We start from the raw sequence: 16,181 nt of genomic DNA on the forward strand, positions 1-16,181 counted from the left end.
TGTAATCTTTTAAAAAATCGGTGTAACCCTTTATTCTAATACGGTAACTTTTACATTAGAAAGTGCGGCATCATTATGATAGATCCTGATGGTTGCTTTTTGAAAGTCAGTATCTTTTGCCTGGTCAATATCCTCAAATTTTTGCGGATTGCGGTCAACCAGCGGGAACCAGGAATTTTGAACCTGGATCATGATCCTGTGCCCTTTTTTAAATGTGTGGGCAACATCAGGGAGATTATATTTGACCTCAGTTATTTTTCCCGGCACAAAAGGTTCCGGTTTTTCGAAAGAGTTACGGAATTTACCCCTGAACACTTCTCCCCTTACCATCATTTCGTAGCCTGCCATGGTTACATTTTTGGGATTAGGTTTTGGATCAGGACAATTATCCGGAAAAACATCTATCAGTTTTACTACAAAATCGGCATCAGTGCCTGATGTTGATGCAAACAGGTCCGCAATTACGGGCCCGGTAAGCGTAATATCTTCCTTTAAAGTATCCGTTTGGTAAACCTTCACATCGGGCCTTCTTCCGGCAAAACGCTGGTCATCCAGCATATATTCCCTGGTACGGTTTGCCTGTATCCCGTCCTGGTAAGGAACCGGTGAATTGGGATCGCTGATATACTCATCAAAAACGGCGTTCTTCGTTTTTTGAGGAGCAAAAGAAAGCTGGCCATTGGCGCCGAAATACAGCGTTTTCTCTGTTGTATTTTTAGGCGGCCATTGGTTAAACTTATGCCATTCGTTACTGCCGGTTATAAATATGGTAGCTTTTGGCAGGTCGAGTATCTTTTCATCCTTCAGGTAAAACTTAAAAAAGGGTAGTTCAACATTTTCGCGAAACCATTCGCTTGTTTTGGAGCCAAAATTCTGGTCGCCAAAAAACTGCCCGTCGCCCCGCTCCCAGCCGCCATGAAACCAGGGGCCCAATACCAGCATATTAGGGTGCGTTGCCGGGTTTTGCTTTTCCAATGCCTTAAAAACCTGCTGAGCGCCAAAGGCATCTTCCGCATCAAAAAAACCACCAACCACCATTGTCGCCGGCGTGATATTTTTAAGGTGCGGGCGGATATTCATTGCCTTCCAAAACCAATCATAGTTGGGATGGGCCATCATATTGTCCCAAAACTTTACCGAGTCGCCTAAATAGCGTTTCTTATAGTTGGGTAATGCTCCTAAATCCAGGTAAAACTTATAATTATCCTTCTCCTTATATTTAACCGGGTTTTTAAATTCTGCCGGTGTAATGGGTTTAGGACGCGGAACGCCAAAACCGGTCATGAAAGAAAACGCGTCCATTACGAAAAGCGCCCCGTTATGATGAAAATCATCGCCGATAAACCAGTCGGTAACCGGCGCCTGCGGCGAAACTGCTTTTAAAGCGGGGTGGGCATCAGGCAGGGAGGCTGTTGAATAAAAGCCCGGGTACGAAATTCCCTCAATACCAACTTTACCATTGTTATTGGGCAGGTTTTTAATCAGCCAGTCAATCGTATCGTAGGTGTCCGAACTTTCGTCGGTTTCTTTATTTGTTTTTTTATGGTCGATGTCGGGGCGCACATCAACAAACTTTCCTTCACTCATCCAGCGGCCCCTGACATCCTGGTAAACAAAAATAAAGCCGTCCCTGGCTAACAGCATATTCTGCCCAAGTGTACGCTTGTAATCGTTTTCGCCATACGGACCAACGCTGTAAGGCGTACGGGTCATGATGATCGGATATTTTTTTGATTGATCCTTTGGAAGATATATCGACGTAAACAGGCGGATCCCGTCGCGCATGGTGATATACTTTTCCATCTTGGTGTAGTGTTCCCTCACATACAGCGAATCTTGCGATGGCTGTGCAACCGCAGATGCAAATAATAATGCAGCCCCAAACAGGAGAAATAGTTTTTTCATGGAATCGGTTTGTTTTTTAAAGGGATTACGGCTGCCACCAGGCACAAAAAGGACATAAAGCGGGGATTGGACAATGGCGCCATTTTAATAAAGTCAGTTAACGAGGCTAATTTAGTAAGATAATTGATCATTTGCTATTGTGTTAATACTGTTACACAGCACCATTCCGAAAAGAAAATGGGCAGGAATTTAAATTATGTATGCCGAATAACGCTGTTGGTATATGGAATACCCGTGTTGGTGTAATTAATTTGTAACTTGATTTTACAACGTTACCTTTGATATAAGTAAGATCGCCGGAAGGGGAGAAAAAAATTCTCCAACATTATTCTCCGGCTAAAAGCTTCAAGGGCTTTAACCTATTCCTTATTATTTATTGCCTGGCCTCAGCTTCAATTCCTGTATAATTTATTTTTTTATGGTTTTTTATTTCTGTTTTTAACCCCTCAACGGTTTAATTTCATCCAATGCCTGCGTTATTTCAACTTATTAAAATATTTTAAAAAGTTTTGAGTATATTAATTTTAATTTATTAAGTTTGTAATAGATAATGCATAAAACATCATTAAACGGACTATTCTTTGGCCTTATGTCGGTAAGGGTAATTTTAATAGTTAAATTGGTTTGAATAAATCCTCGTTTAGGCGGGGATTTTTTATGCAACATTCTTTTTATAAACCCTTTTTCTAAGTCCGGAGTCTTGAGTCGAAAGTCTCAAGTCAAAACAGGACTTCGGACTAAAGACTTTAGACTTACGACTCAAACACAATGGCGAGATTAAATTTACTTGAAGAAACGAGGTACGAGAAACTGCCGGTAACGGTGTATGGCAACCAGCAGCAGGCGTCTGTTGCCGTAGCGGGCCGCATAGCGGCATTGATCCGCGGCAAAGAAGCCAAAGGCGAAAAAACTGTATTGGGGCTGGCTACCGGGGTAACCCCCATCGGGGTTTATGCCGAACTGGTAAGGCTGCACAAAGAAGAAGGCCTGAGCTTTAAAAACGTGATCACCTTTAACCTGGATGAATACTATCCCATGCAGGCTGCCGCAGCGCAAAGCTATGTGACCTTTATGAACGAAAACCTGTTTTCGCACGTAGATATCGATAAAAGCCATGTAAATATTCCCGACGGCACCCTGTCCCTTGACGAGGTGCCCGCCTTTTGCCTGGAGTACGAACAAAAGATTACCGCCCTTGGCGGGCTGGACCTGCAGATCCTGGGCATTGGCCGTACCGGGCACATCGGCTTTAATGAGCCGGGCTCGGCGCCAAACTCAGGGACAAGGTTAGTCACCCTGGATGACCTGACCCGGAACGATGCCTCCAGAGATTTCGGCGGTAAATCAAATGTGCCCACCAAAGCCATTACCATGGGCGTGGGTACCATCTTTAAGGCCCGCGAGATCATCCTGATGGCCTGGAGTTTGAAAAAAGCCCCGATCGTTAAAAAAGCAGTAGAAGGAGAGATCTCCGGGGAAGTACCGGCTACCTATTTGCAGTTATCGGATCATGTGGAGTTTGTGCTGGATGAAGCCGCCGCAAGTTCATTAACCCGTTTTGATACCCCCTGGCTGGTAAAAGACTGTCACTGGGAAAACGGCCTGAAAAAGAAAGCCGTGATCTGGCTGGCAGAAACCGTGAACAAGCCGATTTTAAAACTAACCGAAGAAGATTATAATAACCATGGCATGGCCCAGCTGGCCGTTGAACAGGGCCCTGTGTATAATATCAATATAGACATTTTTAACCAGTTGCAGCACACGATCACCGGCTGGCCGGGCGGTAAGCCCCATGCCGACGATTCGCAAAGGCCCGAAAGGGCACAGCCGGCCCGGAAGCGCTCCATCATCTTTTCGCCTCACCCGGACGATGATGTGATCTCCATGGGCGGTACCTTTATCCGTTTGGTTGACCAGGGGCACGATGTGCACGTAGCCTATCAAACCTCTGGCAACACGGCTGTATGGGATGATGATGTGCTCCGCTTTGTAGAATTCGCCATCGACTTTAACCAGAGCATCGGCGAAGACAACAGCAAGCTGAAACAAATCTATGAAGATATGCGGGCTTTTATCCCTACCAAAAAACCCAACCAGGTAGATACCAAAGAGATCAGGGATGTAAAAGGGTTTATCCGCAAAACAGAAGCCATCTCGGGGGCACGTTATGCAGGGCTCGAAGATGACCATATCCACTTTATGGCTTTGCCTTTTTACGAAACCGGCAAGATCAAAAAGAATACCGCCGGCGAAGCGGACATCAAACTAACAATGGAGTTGTTGCAAAAAGTAAAGCCGCAGCAGGTATTTGCCGCAGGCGACTTTGCCGACCCGAACGGAACGCATTTGGTTTGTTTCAATATCATAGTAGCGGCATTGAACCGCTTAAAAGCCACCGAAGACTGGGTAAAAGACTGCTGGCTGTGGATGTACCGGGGGGCATGGCATGAATTTGAGACCCACGAGATAGAAATGGCCGTACCGCTATCACCACAGGAAGTGATAAGAAAACGCAACGCGATCTTTAAACACCAAAGCCAGAAGGACAGGCCGGTATTCCCGGGGGATGATGCAAGGGAGTTTTGGGTAAGGGCCGAGGACCGCACCCGCGAAACTGCCCGTAATTATGATAAACTGGGCATGGCCGAATATGAGGCTATGGAGGCGTTTGTGCGGTATCACTTTTAATATTTCACTTGATTGGTTAAATGATTACACCGATTTTAAACGGATCGGTGTAATCAAAAAATAATCAGTGGAATCTTTCCTTAAGGAATTGTCCCGTATGCGATTCCTTCTCTTTAATCAAATCCTCCGGTACGCCTTCAAATACCACTTTACCACCGTTGTCGCCGCCTTCTGGGCCGATGTCGATCACCCAATCGGCACATTTAATTACGTCCATATTATGCTCAATAACAATAATGGTATTGCCATGCTCCAGCAGGGCGTCGAATGATTTAAGCAGCTTTTTGATATCGGCAAAATGGAGGCCGGTGGTCGGTTCGTCAAAAATAAACAGGGTTTTATTGGCATTGTTGCCTTTCACCAGGAAGGACGCCAGCTTTATGCGCTGGGCCTCGCCACCCGACAGGGTATTGGATGATTGGCCCAGTTGCACATAACCCAAACCCACATCCATTAAAGGTTTTATTTTGGCAATGATCTTTGGCTCTTTGGCGAAAAACTCCAAAGCTTCTTCAATCGTCATGCTCAGCACTTCGGATACATTTTTATCCTTATAGGTAACATCCAGGATATGCTGTTTAAAGCGTTTGCCGCCGCAGGTTTCGCAGGTAAGGAAGATATCCGCCATAAACTGCATTTCAATCTTCACTTCACCTTCTCCCTGGCAAACATCGCAGCGGCCGCCCTCCACGTTAAATGAAAACGCCGATGGCTTTAAACCGGCGGCTTTGGATACCGCCTGCCCGGCGTACAGGTTGCGGATCTCGTCCCAGGCCTTTACATAAGTTACCGGGTTAGACCGGGATGAACGGCCAATGGGGTTTTGGTCCACCAGCTCTACCTGTTCAACTTTTTGGTAATCCCCTTCAATACTATCGTAGGCACCGGTTTGCTCGGCGTTATAATTGCCCAGTGTTTTTGTAGTGCAGGCGCCAGGATCCGTTTTACCAAACTGGTTTTACCCGAGCCGGACACACCGGTAACTACTGTTAAAATCCCTAACGGGAATTTGGCGTTTACATGCTTCAGGTTATTTTCGCGGGCGCCTTTTATTTCAATAAAGTCGTTCCATTTCCGGCGGCTTTTGGGGATAGCTATTTCGTCCCTGCCGCTGAGGTACCGGCCGGTAAGGCTTTTTTCATCCTTAATAATTTCATCATAAGTCCCCGAAAAAACCAGGTGGCCGCCGTGCGTACCGGCTTCGGGGCCGATATCGATGATATGGTCGGCCGCTTTCATGATCTCCTCTTCGTGTTCCACCACCAAAACCGTGTTGCCCACATCGCGCAATGATTTTAACACATGGATCAGGCGCTGGGTATCCCGCGGGTGCAGGCCGATGCTCGGTTCGTCCAAAACGTATATCGAACCCACCAAACTGCTGCCTAACGATGTTGCCAGGTTAATCCGCTGCGACTCACCCCCCGAAAGGGTATTGGATAAACGGTTAAGGGTTAAATACCTCAAGCCTACATCGTTTAAAAACGACAGGCGGTTGGTGATCTCCATCAGCAGGCGTTTGCCCACTTTAAGGTCGGTTTCATTCAGTTCTATCGTATTAAAAAACGCAAGCGCATTATCCAGCGGCATTAAAACCACATCGGTGATCGACTTTCCGTTGATTTTAACATAGGATGCATCCTGCCGTAAGCGGCTGCCCTTACATTCGGGGCAGGTAGTTTTGCCGCGATAGCGAGACAGCATCACCCGGTATTGGATTTTATAGGTTTGTTCTTCCAGCTCCTTAAAAAATACGTCCAGCCCACGGAAATATGCATTTCCGGTCCATAACAACCTTTGTTGTGCCTCTGTAAGCTGGTTATATTGCCGATGGATGGGGAAATCAAATTTTAAGGCGTTTTTTACCAGCAAATCGTTCCATTCGCGCATCTTCTCACCACGCCAGGGGGCAATAGCACCCTCGTACACACTCTTGCTTTTATCGGGGATAACCAGATCCCCGTCAATGCCAATCACCTTACCATAACCTTCGCAGCGCTTGCAGGCGCCATAAGGATTGTTAAAGCTAAAAAAGTTTGCAGTCGGCTCTTCAAAACGGATCCCGTCCAGCTCAAACCTGTCGCAAAAAAAGCGTTCGGTTTCAGTTTCGGCCCCGGGTGCTTTATAACGCACATAGCAATCGCCCTTGCCTTCAAAAAACGCGGTTTGGATAGAGTCGCCCAGGCGGCTGACCGTTTCGTCTTCTTCGTTTTTGGTGATCCGGTCAATGACGATCCTTACGGTTTGGTGGATATCTATGGCTTTTTGTCCATGGTCTTTTTCAGCTTTACCTTTCGCCTTTAAGCTTTCACCTTTCACCTCCTCTTTCTTACCTTTCACCTTTCCGCTTTCGCCTTTCACCTCTTCTTCAATTTCCTCAACCAGCCACGATCCGTCATCAACAATGCTCATGTCTTCCAGTAAGTCTTCAATTCGTGAGAGTTTACCTCTGAATTCAACCCTAACAAAGCCTTTTTGCATCAGTACCGCCAGCTCTTCTTTTAAACTGCGGTTATTGTGCGGGTACAACGGGCAAAGCACGGTAACCTGTGTATCGGTTGGCAGTGTCATAATAAAATTGATCACATCCGTAACCGAATCTTTTTTTACGATACCGCCGGAAACCGGCGAGATGGTTTTCCCGATCCGCGAAAAAAGCAGTTTCAGGTAGTCGTAGATCTCGGTTGATGTACCCACAGTTGACCGCGGGTTAGAAGTGATCACCTTTTGCTCGATAGCGATGGCCGGGGCTATGCCTTTTATATAATCAACATCCGGTTTATTCATCCGGCCTAAAAACTGCCGGGCATAGGATGACAAGCTTTCCACATAGCGGCGCTGCCCTTCGGCATACAACGTATCAAAAGCAAGCGATGATTTGCCCGAACCCGACATGCCGGTAACTACCACGAGCTTATTTTTGGGTATCGCCACATCCATATTCTTGAGGTTGTGCACCCTTGCCCCTTTTATAATAATATGATGCTGAGGATCTTTTTCTGCTTCGTTCATACGTGAAAGTCCATAGTCCATGGTCGATGGTCCATGGTAGCTGCAAAATAGTGCTGCCAGGTTCACTCCCGATCATGGGCTTTTTTAATAAATTTCCTTGGGGTGAAGTAATAGGTGGCCATTTCTGCCATGGTCTATGGACCATCGACTATGGACTTCTCCCCAAAATGCAAAAATCCTAAAATATTTAGCAGTATCCAAATGAGTTTGAGAAATGATTTGGTTAATTGACGATAAAAAGATTTGTTTGCATTCACCTGACAATTGATAAGGTTTATTCAAATTAATTGCCGGCATACCGCCGAAAATCATCAAAATCAGTTCTTCTGTAAAATCCGTGTTCGGCTTTTAAAATAATGGCTTACAACGATTGCAAAGCCAGGGTAGTATATTAAATATTGTTAAATTATGTTAAATAGCGCATTTTTAGGCGTTCATTCAAAAATAATATTTGTTTTTTCGGGGATTAATTGTTTTATTTGGGATAACAATTTCTTAACCCCTAAAGAGAATCGATATAGATAAAACTCTACTTAAATAAAATATTTAGTTAATTAAGTTAGCAGTTTATCTCTATGGATTTTCAATTGAAAAGTGACCAGGATCTCATCCATCTTTATATTGCAGGCGACGAAGCTGGGCTGGTTGAACTGATTCGCCGATACCAATCAAAAATATATACTTCCGTTTACTTGCTTGTAAAAGACGAATACCTTGCCGAAGATATTTTTCAGGATACGTTTATTAAAGTTATTAATACTTTAAAAGCGGGTAAATATAACGAAGAAGGCAAGTTTTTGCCCTGGGTAACCCGCATAGCCCATAATTTAGTGATCGATCATTTCCGCCGTGAAAAACGGGCGCCAATGATCAATAATGGCGACGACTTTGATATTTTTGAAGTACTGGGCAATTATGATGAAAGTACCGAAGACCGCATGGTACGCGAACAAACTTATAAAGACCTTAAAACCCTGATCCATTTATTGCCTGCAGAACAGAAAGAGGTACTGATTATGCGCCATTTCGGCGATATGAGCTTTAAGGAAATTGCTGACATTACCGAGGTTAGCATTAATACGGCGCTGGGCCGCATGCGGTACGCGTTAAATAATTTGCGCAAAATGATGCAAAGCAAAGAAATGAGTTTAAAAAACTAATTGTGTGATCGGGTGGAGTGGTTGCTTAGTCTTTCCGGCGTTAATTAAGTTAAAACGATCTTAATTAATATGCCAAAAGGCTAAAAAAGCCACTCGCTTGATCCGTTCCTGATAAATCCTGAAAGTAAAAAGGGTTGTAAAATTTAAGATTTTACAGCCCTTTTGTCATTTACTCCCCTCCAATTTATTTACAACCGGTAAGCGTTAAATAAAAAAATTTCATTTAATTTTCATCTTCATAAAATATTATATTTATGCTGTCGTTAATAATCTGTAAACCACCAAAAAAACACAGAAAACATATGGATGAAACTTTTACAACAACTTTAAATTTACTAACTAACAAAGCTAAGGTGAACGAGGAATTGCAAGAGAACCTGGAAGGCGACGAGTTAATGTTTTACCATTCGCTGCGCGCTGATCTGGACCTTTTGGCAAAAAGCCCTAAAGTGCAAACCATACATCAAATCCTGGATTACTCCAGGAGTCTCCGTTAGCAGTAAAAAAAATCGCTGGTTCACAGGTCACGATTGGTTTCCATATCAATAGGTGATTTGTGAACCTTTCTATTTTGGGGTCATTGGGTCATTTGCTGCGCGTCATTAAGTCATTGACTGTATATTTGTTTCGGCAAGCCCGCTGCAAATTTTTTTCTATTTGATATTTATTGATGATTATTGCAATTAATTTTTCATGAACAGTTATTGGATAAAAGTCTGCCTATAAAATGGCACAATGACCTAATGACTCAATGACCTAATGACCAATGACTAAACAGGACCGCTACAAAAACTTCGTTGAATATTTCTCCAAACAGCAACCGAACCCGGTTACCGAACTGCATTATCGCGATCCGTTCCAATTGCTTGTCGCGGTTATCCTTTCGGCACAATGTACGGACAAGCGGATCAACCAGGTAACGCCGGCTTTGTTTGCGCGTTTTCCGACGCCGCAGGCTTTGGCTGCGGCCAGCGTTGACGAGGTTTTTAATTATATCCGCAGTGTAAGCTATCCTAATAATAAAGCCAAACATTTGGTGGGTATGGCCAAAATACTGGTGGATACCTTTCATGGCGAGGTACCGTCGGACATTGACGACCTGCAAAAAATGCCCGGTGTAGGCCGCAAAACAGCTAATGTAATTGCTTCTGTTGTATTTGATGCACCAGCCATAGCGGTAGATACACATGTTTTCAGGGTATCGGCCCGCATCGGTTTAACCAACAACGCCCGCACGCCATTGGCCGTTGAAAAGCAACTGGTAAAATATCTTCCTGAAAACTTATTAGGTGTTGCTCACCACTGGCTCATCCTGCATGGCCGTTATATTTGCCTTGCCCGCAGCCCAAAATGCGAGCAATGCCCCATCAACTGGTTTTGTAAATATTACGAGCAAACTCATACCGAAACCGCGCTTAAAAAAGCGGAAGCCGTTAAAGTAAAAAAGACGAAGGAGCAGAAAAAGAAGGTTGCTTTAAATAAGATAAGCAAGGAACTTAAGAAACGAGGTGTTGAGGGTTTGTGAATGGTTGATTGAGTTGATTATGTGAATAGTTTGTTTTTTGCTATTTATATTTTTACTTCCTAACTTAATCAACATATATTAAGTGAGTAGTTGATTAAGTTGAATAGGTTGACTAAGTTCGCCGATGCCTGGTTGACTAATGGGCAGTTATACAGTTATTATTAACTCAATCAACCTAATCCAACTTAATCAACTAATAAATAATTACTAAAATAATTAGCATTTATCAAAAATACTATTTACATTTGTTTTCATAATTTTTAAAAGATGAGCAGCGCAGATAAATTAAAAGCATTACAGCTAACCCTTGATAAGCTGGAAAAATCATACGGAAAAGGTACCATCATGAAACTGGGTGATACAGCGATCGAAGCGACCGAAGTTATATCAACCGGCTCAATCGGTCTGGATATTGCCTTAGGGGTTGGCGGTTTGCCAAAAGGCCGGGTAATTGAAATTTACGGCCCTGAATCATCCGGTAAAACTACGTTGGCGATCCATGCCATAGCCGAATCGCAAAAAATGGGTGGCATCGCCGCCTTTATCGATGCGGAGCATGCTTTCGACCGGTTTTACGCTAAAAAACTTGGAGTTGACGTAGAAAATTTGCTGATCTCTCAGCCGGATAACGGCGAGCAGGCCCTTGAAATTGCTGATAACCTGATCCGCTCAGGCGCTATTGACATCCTGGTAATTGACTCTGTTGCTGCCCTGGTACCCAAGGCCGAAATTGAAGGCGAAATGGGTGATTCCAAAATGGGTTTACAGGCACGCCTAATGTCGCAGGCATTGCGTAAGCTTACCGGTACCATCAGCAAAACAGGTTGCTGCTGCATCTTTATCAACCAGCTGCGCGAGAAGATCGGCGTAATGTTTGGTAACCCAGAAACTACTACAGGCGGTAACGCTTTGAAGTTTTATGCTTCGGTACGTTTGGATGTACGCCGGATCTCGCAGATCAAAGACAGCGAGGAAGTATCAGGTAACCGCGTTAAAGTTAAAATTGTAAAAAATAAAGTTGCCCCTCCTTTCCGTATTGCTGAGTTTGACATTATGTTTGGCGAAGGCATTTCAAAAGCAGGCGAGATCATCGATCTTGGGGTTGAGCATAATATCATCAAAAAAGCAGGCTCATGGTTCAGCTATGGCGAAACCCGCTTGGGCCAGGGCCGTGATGCCGTGAAACAACTGATCCAGGACAACCCTGAACTGATGGAAGAACTGGAAGCTAAAATAAAACAAACCGTTACCGGGGACCACCTGGCTGAAGTTTAGTTTTTTGGATTTCACCGATTAATTTTTGATTACACCGATTTGGGGTGATTATACAGATAGTTTTAAGGCCTTCCCGCTGGGGGAGGCTTTTTTGTTTGATGGGTTATAACATTTCGTCATTCTTGTCTCATAAATTATAATCATTCGCACGCGGAATTACATTTTCCAGTTTGTTCCGCCTCAAACTTTTACCTTTGCCGCCTTTAAAAGCAGTGGACAAGATGAACCCCCGGATCAAAAAAATACAGCAAGCAATTGAACCTTTAAGGCAGCAGATCATTAACCACCCGGTTTATAGTTTAATGGATAGTATTGACGACTTGGGTGTTTTTATGAATTACCATATTTATGCCGTATGGGATTTTATGTCACTGCTAAAAGCGCTTCAAAATAATTTAACCTGTACCAGCGTGCCCTGGTTCCCGGTGGGTTCCGCAAATACAAGATACCTGATCAATGAAATTGTTTGTGGCGAAGAATCGGATGTGGATGCCAACGGCGTTCGCAAAAGCCATTATGAGCTTTATTTAGATGCAATGAAGCAATGCGGGTACGAGCCGCAGAGGTTTCTGAATTTTATATATGCCTTAAAAAATACTGGGAACATACAGCAGTCATTTGATGAAGCTGAAGTGCCGGATGCTGCCAAAGAGTTTGTAACTTATACCTTCGGTATGATCAACAGCGGCAAAGCACACCTGCAGGCTGCCGTGTTCACCTTTGGCCGGGAAGACCTGATCCCGAATATGTTTTTATCGATCGTGAATGACCTTAACCAGAAATTCCCGGGACAAGTTTCTGAATTTAAATACTACCTCGACCGCCATATTGAAGTTGACGGCGATCATCACAGCCACCTGGCTTTAGAAATGACCACTGAACTTTGCGGAACTGACGAACAAAAATGGAATGAAGTTGAAGCTGCGTCTGTTGCCGCCCTACAAAAACGCATCGGTTTATGGGACGGAATTTATAAGCAGATACTGAGCACAAAGGTTTTGGAGGCCAGTTAACCGCCTTAACGGTGCCTGTTAAAACTCATATGATCACCAACAACGCTCTTTTGTAAAATAATTAACGCCTTGTTCAGGTATAAAGGCTTTCCGAGAAATCGGTTTTTTAAACCTTATTTTTTTGACAACAAAAAAGCCGCCTTTTTTAGGAGACAGCTTCAAACTTATAATAGGAGGCTAAATATATTTAATAGGGATGAACATCATCCGCAATTAAAGTAACTGCCGTTTGGGCAAGTAGCCTGCCGGTGACTTTAGAACCAGTATTTACTGATATAAGCGTTTTACTAAGAATATTCCCTTTGAAATTTACTGCTGTACCAAGCGTTGCCTTTCCTGAAACTACCCAGAAAATATTTTTAGCCTGTGCACCGCCTTCTAAGGTTATGATGGCGCCATTACCTACGGTAAGGTTTTTTGCGATCTGGAAAACCCAAACATCATCCGCCAGGCCCTTTAGCTTAACGCCCGCTCCTGAAATTGATACACCGGTACCCCATTTATACAAACCGGGAAGCAAAGTCCTGCCGCTTAAATCGCCGGCAAATTTTTCAGTAACAGGGGCCGGAAAGATACGCCCGTTAGCTTTTGTAAAGGCGGTCTTCATGTCACTGATTGCAGTGGTCATTTTTGCCGGTGTAGGTGGCGCATAATTGGACGCGAAAACTTCGCCGGTTACAATAGGTGAAGTTGAAAATTGATTAGATGCATCTTTTGTTAACCCAAACCCGGTTATTGCTGTTGAGGAAATTGGACTTACACCGATGTTACCTGTAATAGCTGTTACACCCGTGGTAGAAATCCCGGTTTCTGTTAAAACAGTAAAGTTAATTGCCGTGCCAAGGTAAACCGGCTTGGCATCAACATCAGTGCTGGCTGTAAGTGTTGTAGTAATTGAGGCCTGCGGGGTTGAACTTGTAGCGTTATCTTTTTGGCATCCCGCCATCAATAATGCGGCAAGAAAAGCCGTTCCACAAAAAAAGGTTACTTTTTTGGAACTTTTTTGTCCCTGAGTTGCCCGGGTATTTTTAACCAACCCAATTTTTTTTATCATGATGTATTTTTTAATACTATTTAAAGTCTTGATCTCCCGGATTTGTACCCGGCTAAAACAAACCAACTGTATACTGCAAAGCCGATGCCTGTATTTACCGGATTTGATCCGGCCAGTTATTCTATTTTATTTTGAGAAATTAATTTAAAAGGGTACGCGGCCTGCAGGCCTTATGGAGGATGTTTTTTAAGGATTGGCCCAATTTAGGTTGATACTAATTGATGAAATAATATTTTATTTATAATTAAATAAAACCGCACCACTTATACTTAAATGAAAATGTGCTTAGTATAAAGGATTAAAGTGTATCCCGGCAACTAATAAATGAAGAAAATATTGTGATTTAATAAATTAAAACAACCCCAATAATTATAGCTGATAGCATTGGGTCATATTGTCCCTGGAGTCACAGTCCCGCTTAATACAAATAATTGGAAATGCATTTCCTGGTTTCGCTATAACTTTTAAGGCTCACGATTTTTTTGAGCGCAAATAATTATGGGTTGATTAAACCGGGTTTTATTTATGGGTTAAGTAACCTATAAAACTCAATTCAATCAACCCAATAATTTATTTAACCGACACTATATCAATAATAACGGTCCGGTTGTAAAAACGTTCTTCAGGAAGATTATTATCAAATGGCGACACTGCGGCATCTTCGCCTAAACCGCGTGTTTCAAACTTAACATGATCCCTGCCGGAGTTGGCTATTGCGCGCTCAATAATTTTTTGAGTTTGCTGTGCCCTCTCGTCCGAAAGTCTTTGGTTATAAGCTTCTTCACCAATGATATCCGTATGCCCATTAATAGTAACGGTAGCCCCGTCAATAATCAATGGCGCTACTACGGTAGTTAAAAATTTATCATACTGGGCGATGGATTCTGCTTTGTTATAGTCAAATACAATACTATAGCGAAAGCCACTGGTAACGGTTGGATCAGGACGCAGTAAATGAACCGACGTTTCCTTTGTAACGGTTGATCCGTTATTTAAATCAGCCAGCAGCGTTATTTTATAGTCGCCGCTTGGGCTATCGCCTAAAATGGTTGCGGCAGGCAAACCTTGCTGGTTACCTGTGAAAGGGCCAAAATGCTGAACATTCCCTCTTTCGTCCGTTGCATTAACTGACCATGACTTAACTTTCTGCTGCGCTGAATCTACATTGAAAAGCACCTCAAAATCGAGCGGATTTTCCTGCGTTGTATTGATTTGAACCGGCTTCATCATACCGCCGCCAGCTTCAACCAATAACTCAGGAGATTTGCTTTCAATATCAACCCTGCGGTTTTCGGCTCCCAAAAGTACAAGTTCCCTGGTGCCACCCGGATGTTCTGAAGATGGATGTGCCCTTAAACTACCGTGAGTGGTGATCCTTGATCCGTCAATTTCAAATACAGTTACCAGGTAAAGTTTGATTGATTCAGCAAATGCCAGCGCATCCCTGGTACCCTGCGCAGAAGACCCTTCAAGAGAGATAACAGCTGCAGGATTGGCCCGCATACGGCCGCCCAAAATATTCAAAACATTATAATAAACTGTTAATTGCCCGGCGGAACGGCCCGTTCCGGAAGGCGACTGTGCATTTTGCAATTGGTTTTCATTAAAATTGGTGGCCTGCTCTTTTGTCAGCAGTACGTACCTGCCCGGAATAGCTGCCGACCCGTCGTCAAAAAACACAGCATTAAGCACCGGGAACGTCTCGCTTACACGGCGTACCGGCGGGGCGTTTATAGGCCCGCGTACCGTAAATGTAACATCACTTACAACAGGGGTAGCAACAGCCACCGCTACCGGCTGATCCTTTACAACGGCCCTATGCCCTTTTCCAAACTTAAGTGCAAGCCCGGCCCTGACAGTTGTAATTGACAAACTCTCAATATTGCGGGGATCCTGTCCAAAATAAGGGTGGTAAGAAATAAATGGCGAAAGACTTACTTTCGATTCGCTGTTTGGCGCCGAAACAGGAATGTCAAAGCCGGCGCCAACCTGGCCTGAAAATATGGTATTTTGTACCGAACTAAAATCGCCGTTGGTATTTGGTTGCTTAAGTTGCGTGTAAGCAAACCCTTTATTTACATTTATAGCTATACTTGGCCCGGCAAAAAAATACAGGCTTGTAGTGGCAAAACCCAAACGCAGGCTGGGTTCTATGGAAACATAACTAAGTTCTGAAGTTAAGTCAGCAGGGCAATTACACGGCGCTTCAACACCATCGAACTTTGCGCCAAGGCCATCATAACCGACATTCAGCATTGCGCCCCATACCGGGCCGGGGCGGTATTCAACCAGCAATGATGCATAGGGCCTAACACCGTTACCCTTGTGAAATGGTGTTGGCGTAATCAGTGCATTATTAAGGCGTTGAGTTGTTCCGGTATAAAAATTAAAATTCGCGGCGCCTGATACACCAAACCACCATACTGGTTGCGTGGTTTGAGCCATGGCCGCTGTGCTCATAAAAATCACCGTTAAAAAGCTGATGGTAAGTTTATGCGATATTTTATCTATTAGTGACATGATATTTTTCTTTTAAAATTGAGGTTCTG

At 43.8% G+C, this 16,181-nt stretch carries 11 protein-coding genes; 6 read left to right on the top strand and 5 right to left on the bottom strand.

The genetic code is table 11. The features are described from left to right. Positions 1 to 30 precede the first annotated feature (30 nt). Positions 31 to 1,905: a CocE/NonD family hydrolase gene (locus MgSA37_RS22775; protein ID WP_096355342.1), complete on the bottom strand. Its 1,875-nt coding sequence runs from the start codon at positions 1,903 to 1,905 to the stop codon at positions 31 to 33. A gap of 768 nt (positions 1,906 to 2,673) precedes the next feature. Between MgSA37_RS22775 and nagB the strand changes: the two genes are divergently transcribed. Then, positions 2,674 to 4,593: a glucosamine-6-phosphate deaminase gene (nagB, locus tag MgSA37_RS22780; RefSeq protein ID WP_096355344.1), complete on the top strand. Its 1,920-nt coding sequence runs from the start codon at positions 2,674 to 2,676 to the stop codon at positions 4,591 to 4,593. A gap of 64 nt (positions 4,594 to 4,657) precedes the next feature. Here the strand turns inward: nagB and MgSA37_RS29220 are convergent, their stop codons facing one another. Both MgSA37_RS29220 and MgSA37_RS29225 read right to left on the bottom strand, forming a co-directional pair. Then, entirely contained in the window at positions 4,658 to 5,425 is a 768-nt protein-coding gene (locus MgSA37_RS29220) for an excinuclease ABC subunit UvrA (RefSeq protein ID WP_232010717.1), read from the bottom strand. A gap of 5 nt (positions 5,426 to 5,430) precedes the next feature. After that, positions 5,431 to 7,605 carry an excinuclease ABC subunit UvrA gene (locus tag MgSA37_RS29225; RefSeq protein WP_232010893.1) on the bottom strand — a complete coding sequence of 725 codons (2,175 nt, stop codon included), beginning with the start codon at positions 7,603 to 7,605 and terminating at the stop codon, positions 5,431 to 5,433. Between the two features lie 575 nt (positions 7,606 to 8,180). Here MgSA37_RS29225 and MgSA37_RS22800 point away from each other — a divergent pair. The 5 genes from MgSA37_RS22800 (at position 8,181) to MgSA37_RS22820 (ending at position 12,578) form a co-directional block, all read left to right on the top strand. Then, complete coding sequence (locus MgSA37_RS22800) at positions 8,181 to 8,765, top strand: RNA polymerase sigma factor (RefSeq protein ID WP_096355349.1); 585 nt, start codon at positions 8,181 to 8,183, stop codon at positions 8,763 to 8,765. A 302-nt stretch (positions 8,766 to 9,067) separates the two neighbouring features. Further along, complete coding sequence (locus MgSA37_RS22805; RefSeq protein ID WP_157750689.1) at positions 9,068 to 9,262, top strand: hypothetical protein; 195 nt, start codon at positions 9,068 to 9,070, stop codon at positions 9,260 to 9,262. A 269-nt stretch (positions 9,263 to 9,531) separates the two neighbouring features. Then, positions 9,532 to 10,290: an endonuclease III gene (gene nth / locus MgSA37_RS22810; RefSeq protein ID WP_096355353.1), complete on the top strand. Its 759-nt coding sequence runs from the start codon at positions 9,532 to 9,534 to the stop codon at positions 10,288 to 10,290. 267 nt (positions 10,291 to 10,557) lie between these two features. Further along, positions 10,558 to 11,565 carry a recombinase RecA gene (recA, locus tag MgSA37_RS22815; protein ID WP_096355355.1) on the top strand — a complete coding sequence of 336 codons (1,008 nt, stop codon included), beginning with the start codon at positions 10,558 to 10,560 and terminating at the stop codon, positions 11,563 to 11,565. A gap of 221 nt (positions 11,566 to 11,786) precedes the next feature. Then, positions 11,787 to 12,578, top strand: coding sequence for a DUF3050 domain-containing protein (locus tag MgSA37_RS22820; RefSeq protein ID WP_096355357.1), 792 nt, complete (start codon positions 11,787 to 11,789; stop codon positions 12,576 to 12,578). A gap of 187 nt (positions 12,579 to 12,765) precedes the next feature. Here MgSA37_RS22820 and MgSA37_RS22825 read toward each other — a convergent pair whose 3' ends face one another. Continuing rightward, complete coding sequence (locus MgSA37_RS22825) at positions 12,766 to 13,632, bottom strand: ice-binding family protein (RefSeq protein ID WP_197706034.1); 867 nt, start codon at positions 13,630 to 13,632, stop codon at positions 12,766 to 12,768. 570 nt (positions 13,633 to 14,202) lie between these two features. Beyond that, positions 14,203 to 16,152, bottom strand: a complete 1,950-nt coding sequence (locus tag MgSA37_RS22830; RefSeq protein ID WP_096355359.1) for an OmpA family protein — start codon at positions 16,150 to 16,152, stop codon at positions 14,203 to 14,205. Between the last annotated feature and the right edge of the window lie 29 nt (positions 16,153 to 16,181).

This window comes from Mucilaginibacter gotjawali, from assembly GCF_002355435.1.
GTDB classification, from domain to species: Bacteria; Bacteroidota; Bacteroidia; order Sphingobacteriales; family Sphingobacteriaceae; genus Mucilaginibacter; species Mucilaginibacter gotjawali.

What these genes read in the sequence shown, in the direction of transcription:
- MgSA37_RS22775 (WP_096355342.1), bottom strand. Translation starts at nt 1,905, where the DNA reads ATGAAAAAACTATTTCTCCTGTTTGGGGCTGCATTATTATTTGCATCT.
- nagB (WP_096355344.1), top strand. Translation starts at nt 2,674, where the DNA reads ATGGCGAGATTAAATTTACTTGAAGAAACGAGGTACGAGAAACTGCCG.
- MgSA37_RS29225 (WP_232010893.1), bottom strand. Translation starts at nt 7,605, where the DNA reads ATGAACGAAGCAGAAAAAGATCCTCAGCATCATATTATTATAAAAGGG.
- MgSA37_RS22800 (WP_096355349.1), top strand. Translation starts at nt 8,181, where the DNA reads ATGGATTTTCAATTGAAAAGTGACCAGGATCTCATCCATCTTTATATT.
- MgSA37_RS22805 (WP_157750689.1), top strand. Translation starts at nt 9,068, where the DNA reads ATGGATGAAACTTTTACAACAACTTTAAATTTACTAACTAACAAAGCT.
- nth (WP_096355353.1), top strand. Translation starts at nt 9,532, where the DNA reads ATGACTAAACAGGACCGCTACAAAAACTTCGTTGAATATTTCTCCAAA.
- recA (WP_096355355.1), top strand. Translation starts at nt 10,558, where the DNA reads ATGAGCAGCGCAGATAAATTAAAAGCATTACAGCTAACCCTTGATAAG.
- MgSA37_RS22820 (WP_096355357.1), top strand. Translation starts at nt 11,787, where the DNA reads ATGAACCCCCGGATCAAAAAAATACAGCAAGCAATTGAACCTTTAAGG.
- MgSA37_RS22825 (WP_197706034.1), bottom strand. Translation starts at nt 13,632, where the DNA reads ATGATAAAAAAAATTGGGTTGGTTAAAAATACCCGGGCAACTCAGGGA.
- MgSA37_RS22830 (WP_096355359.1), bottom strand. Translation starts at nt 16,152, where the DNA reads ATGTCACTAATAGATAAAATATCGCATAAACTTACCATCAGCTTTTTA.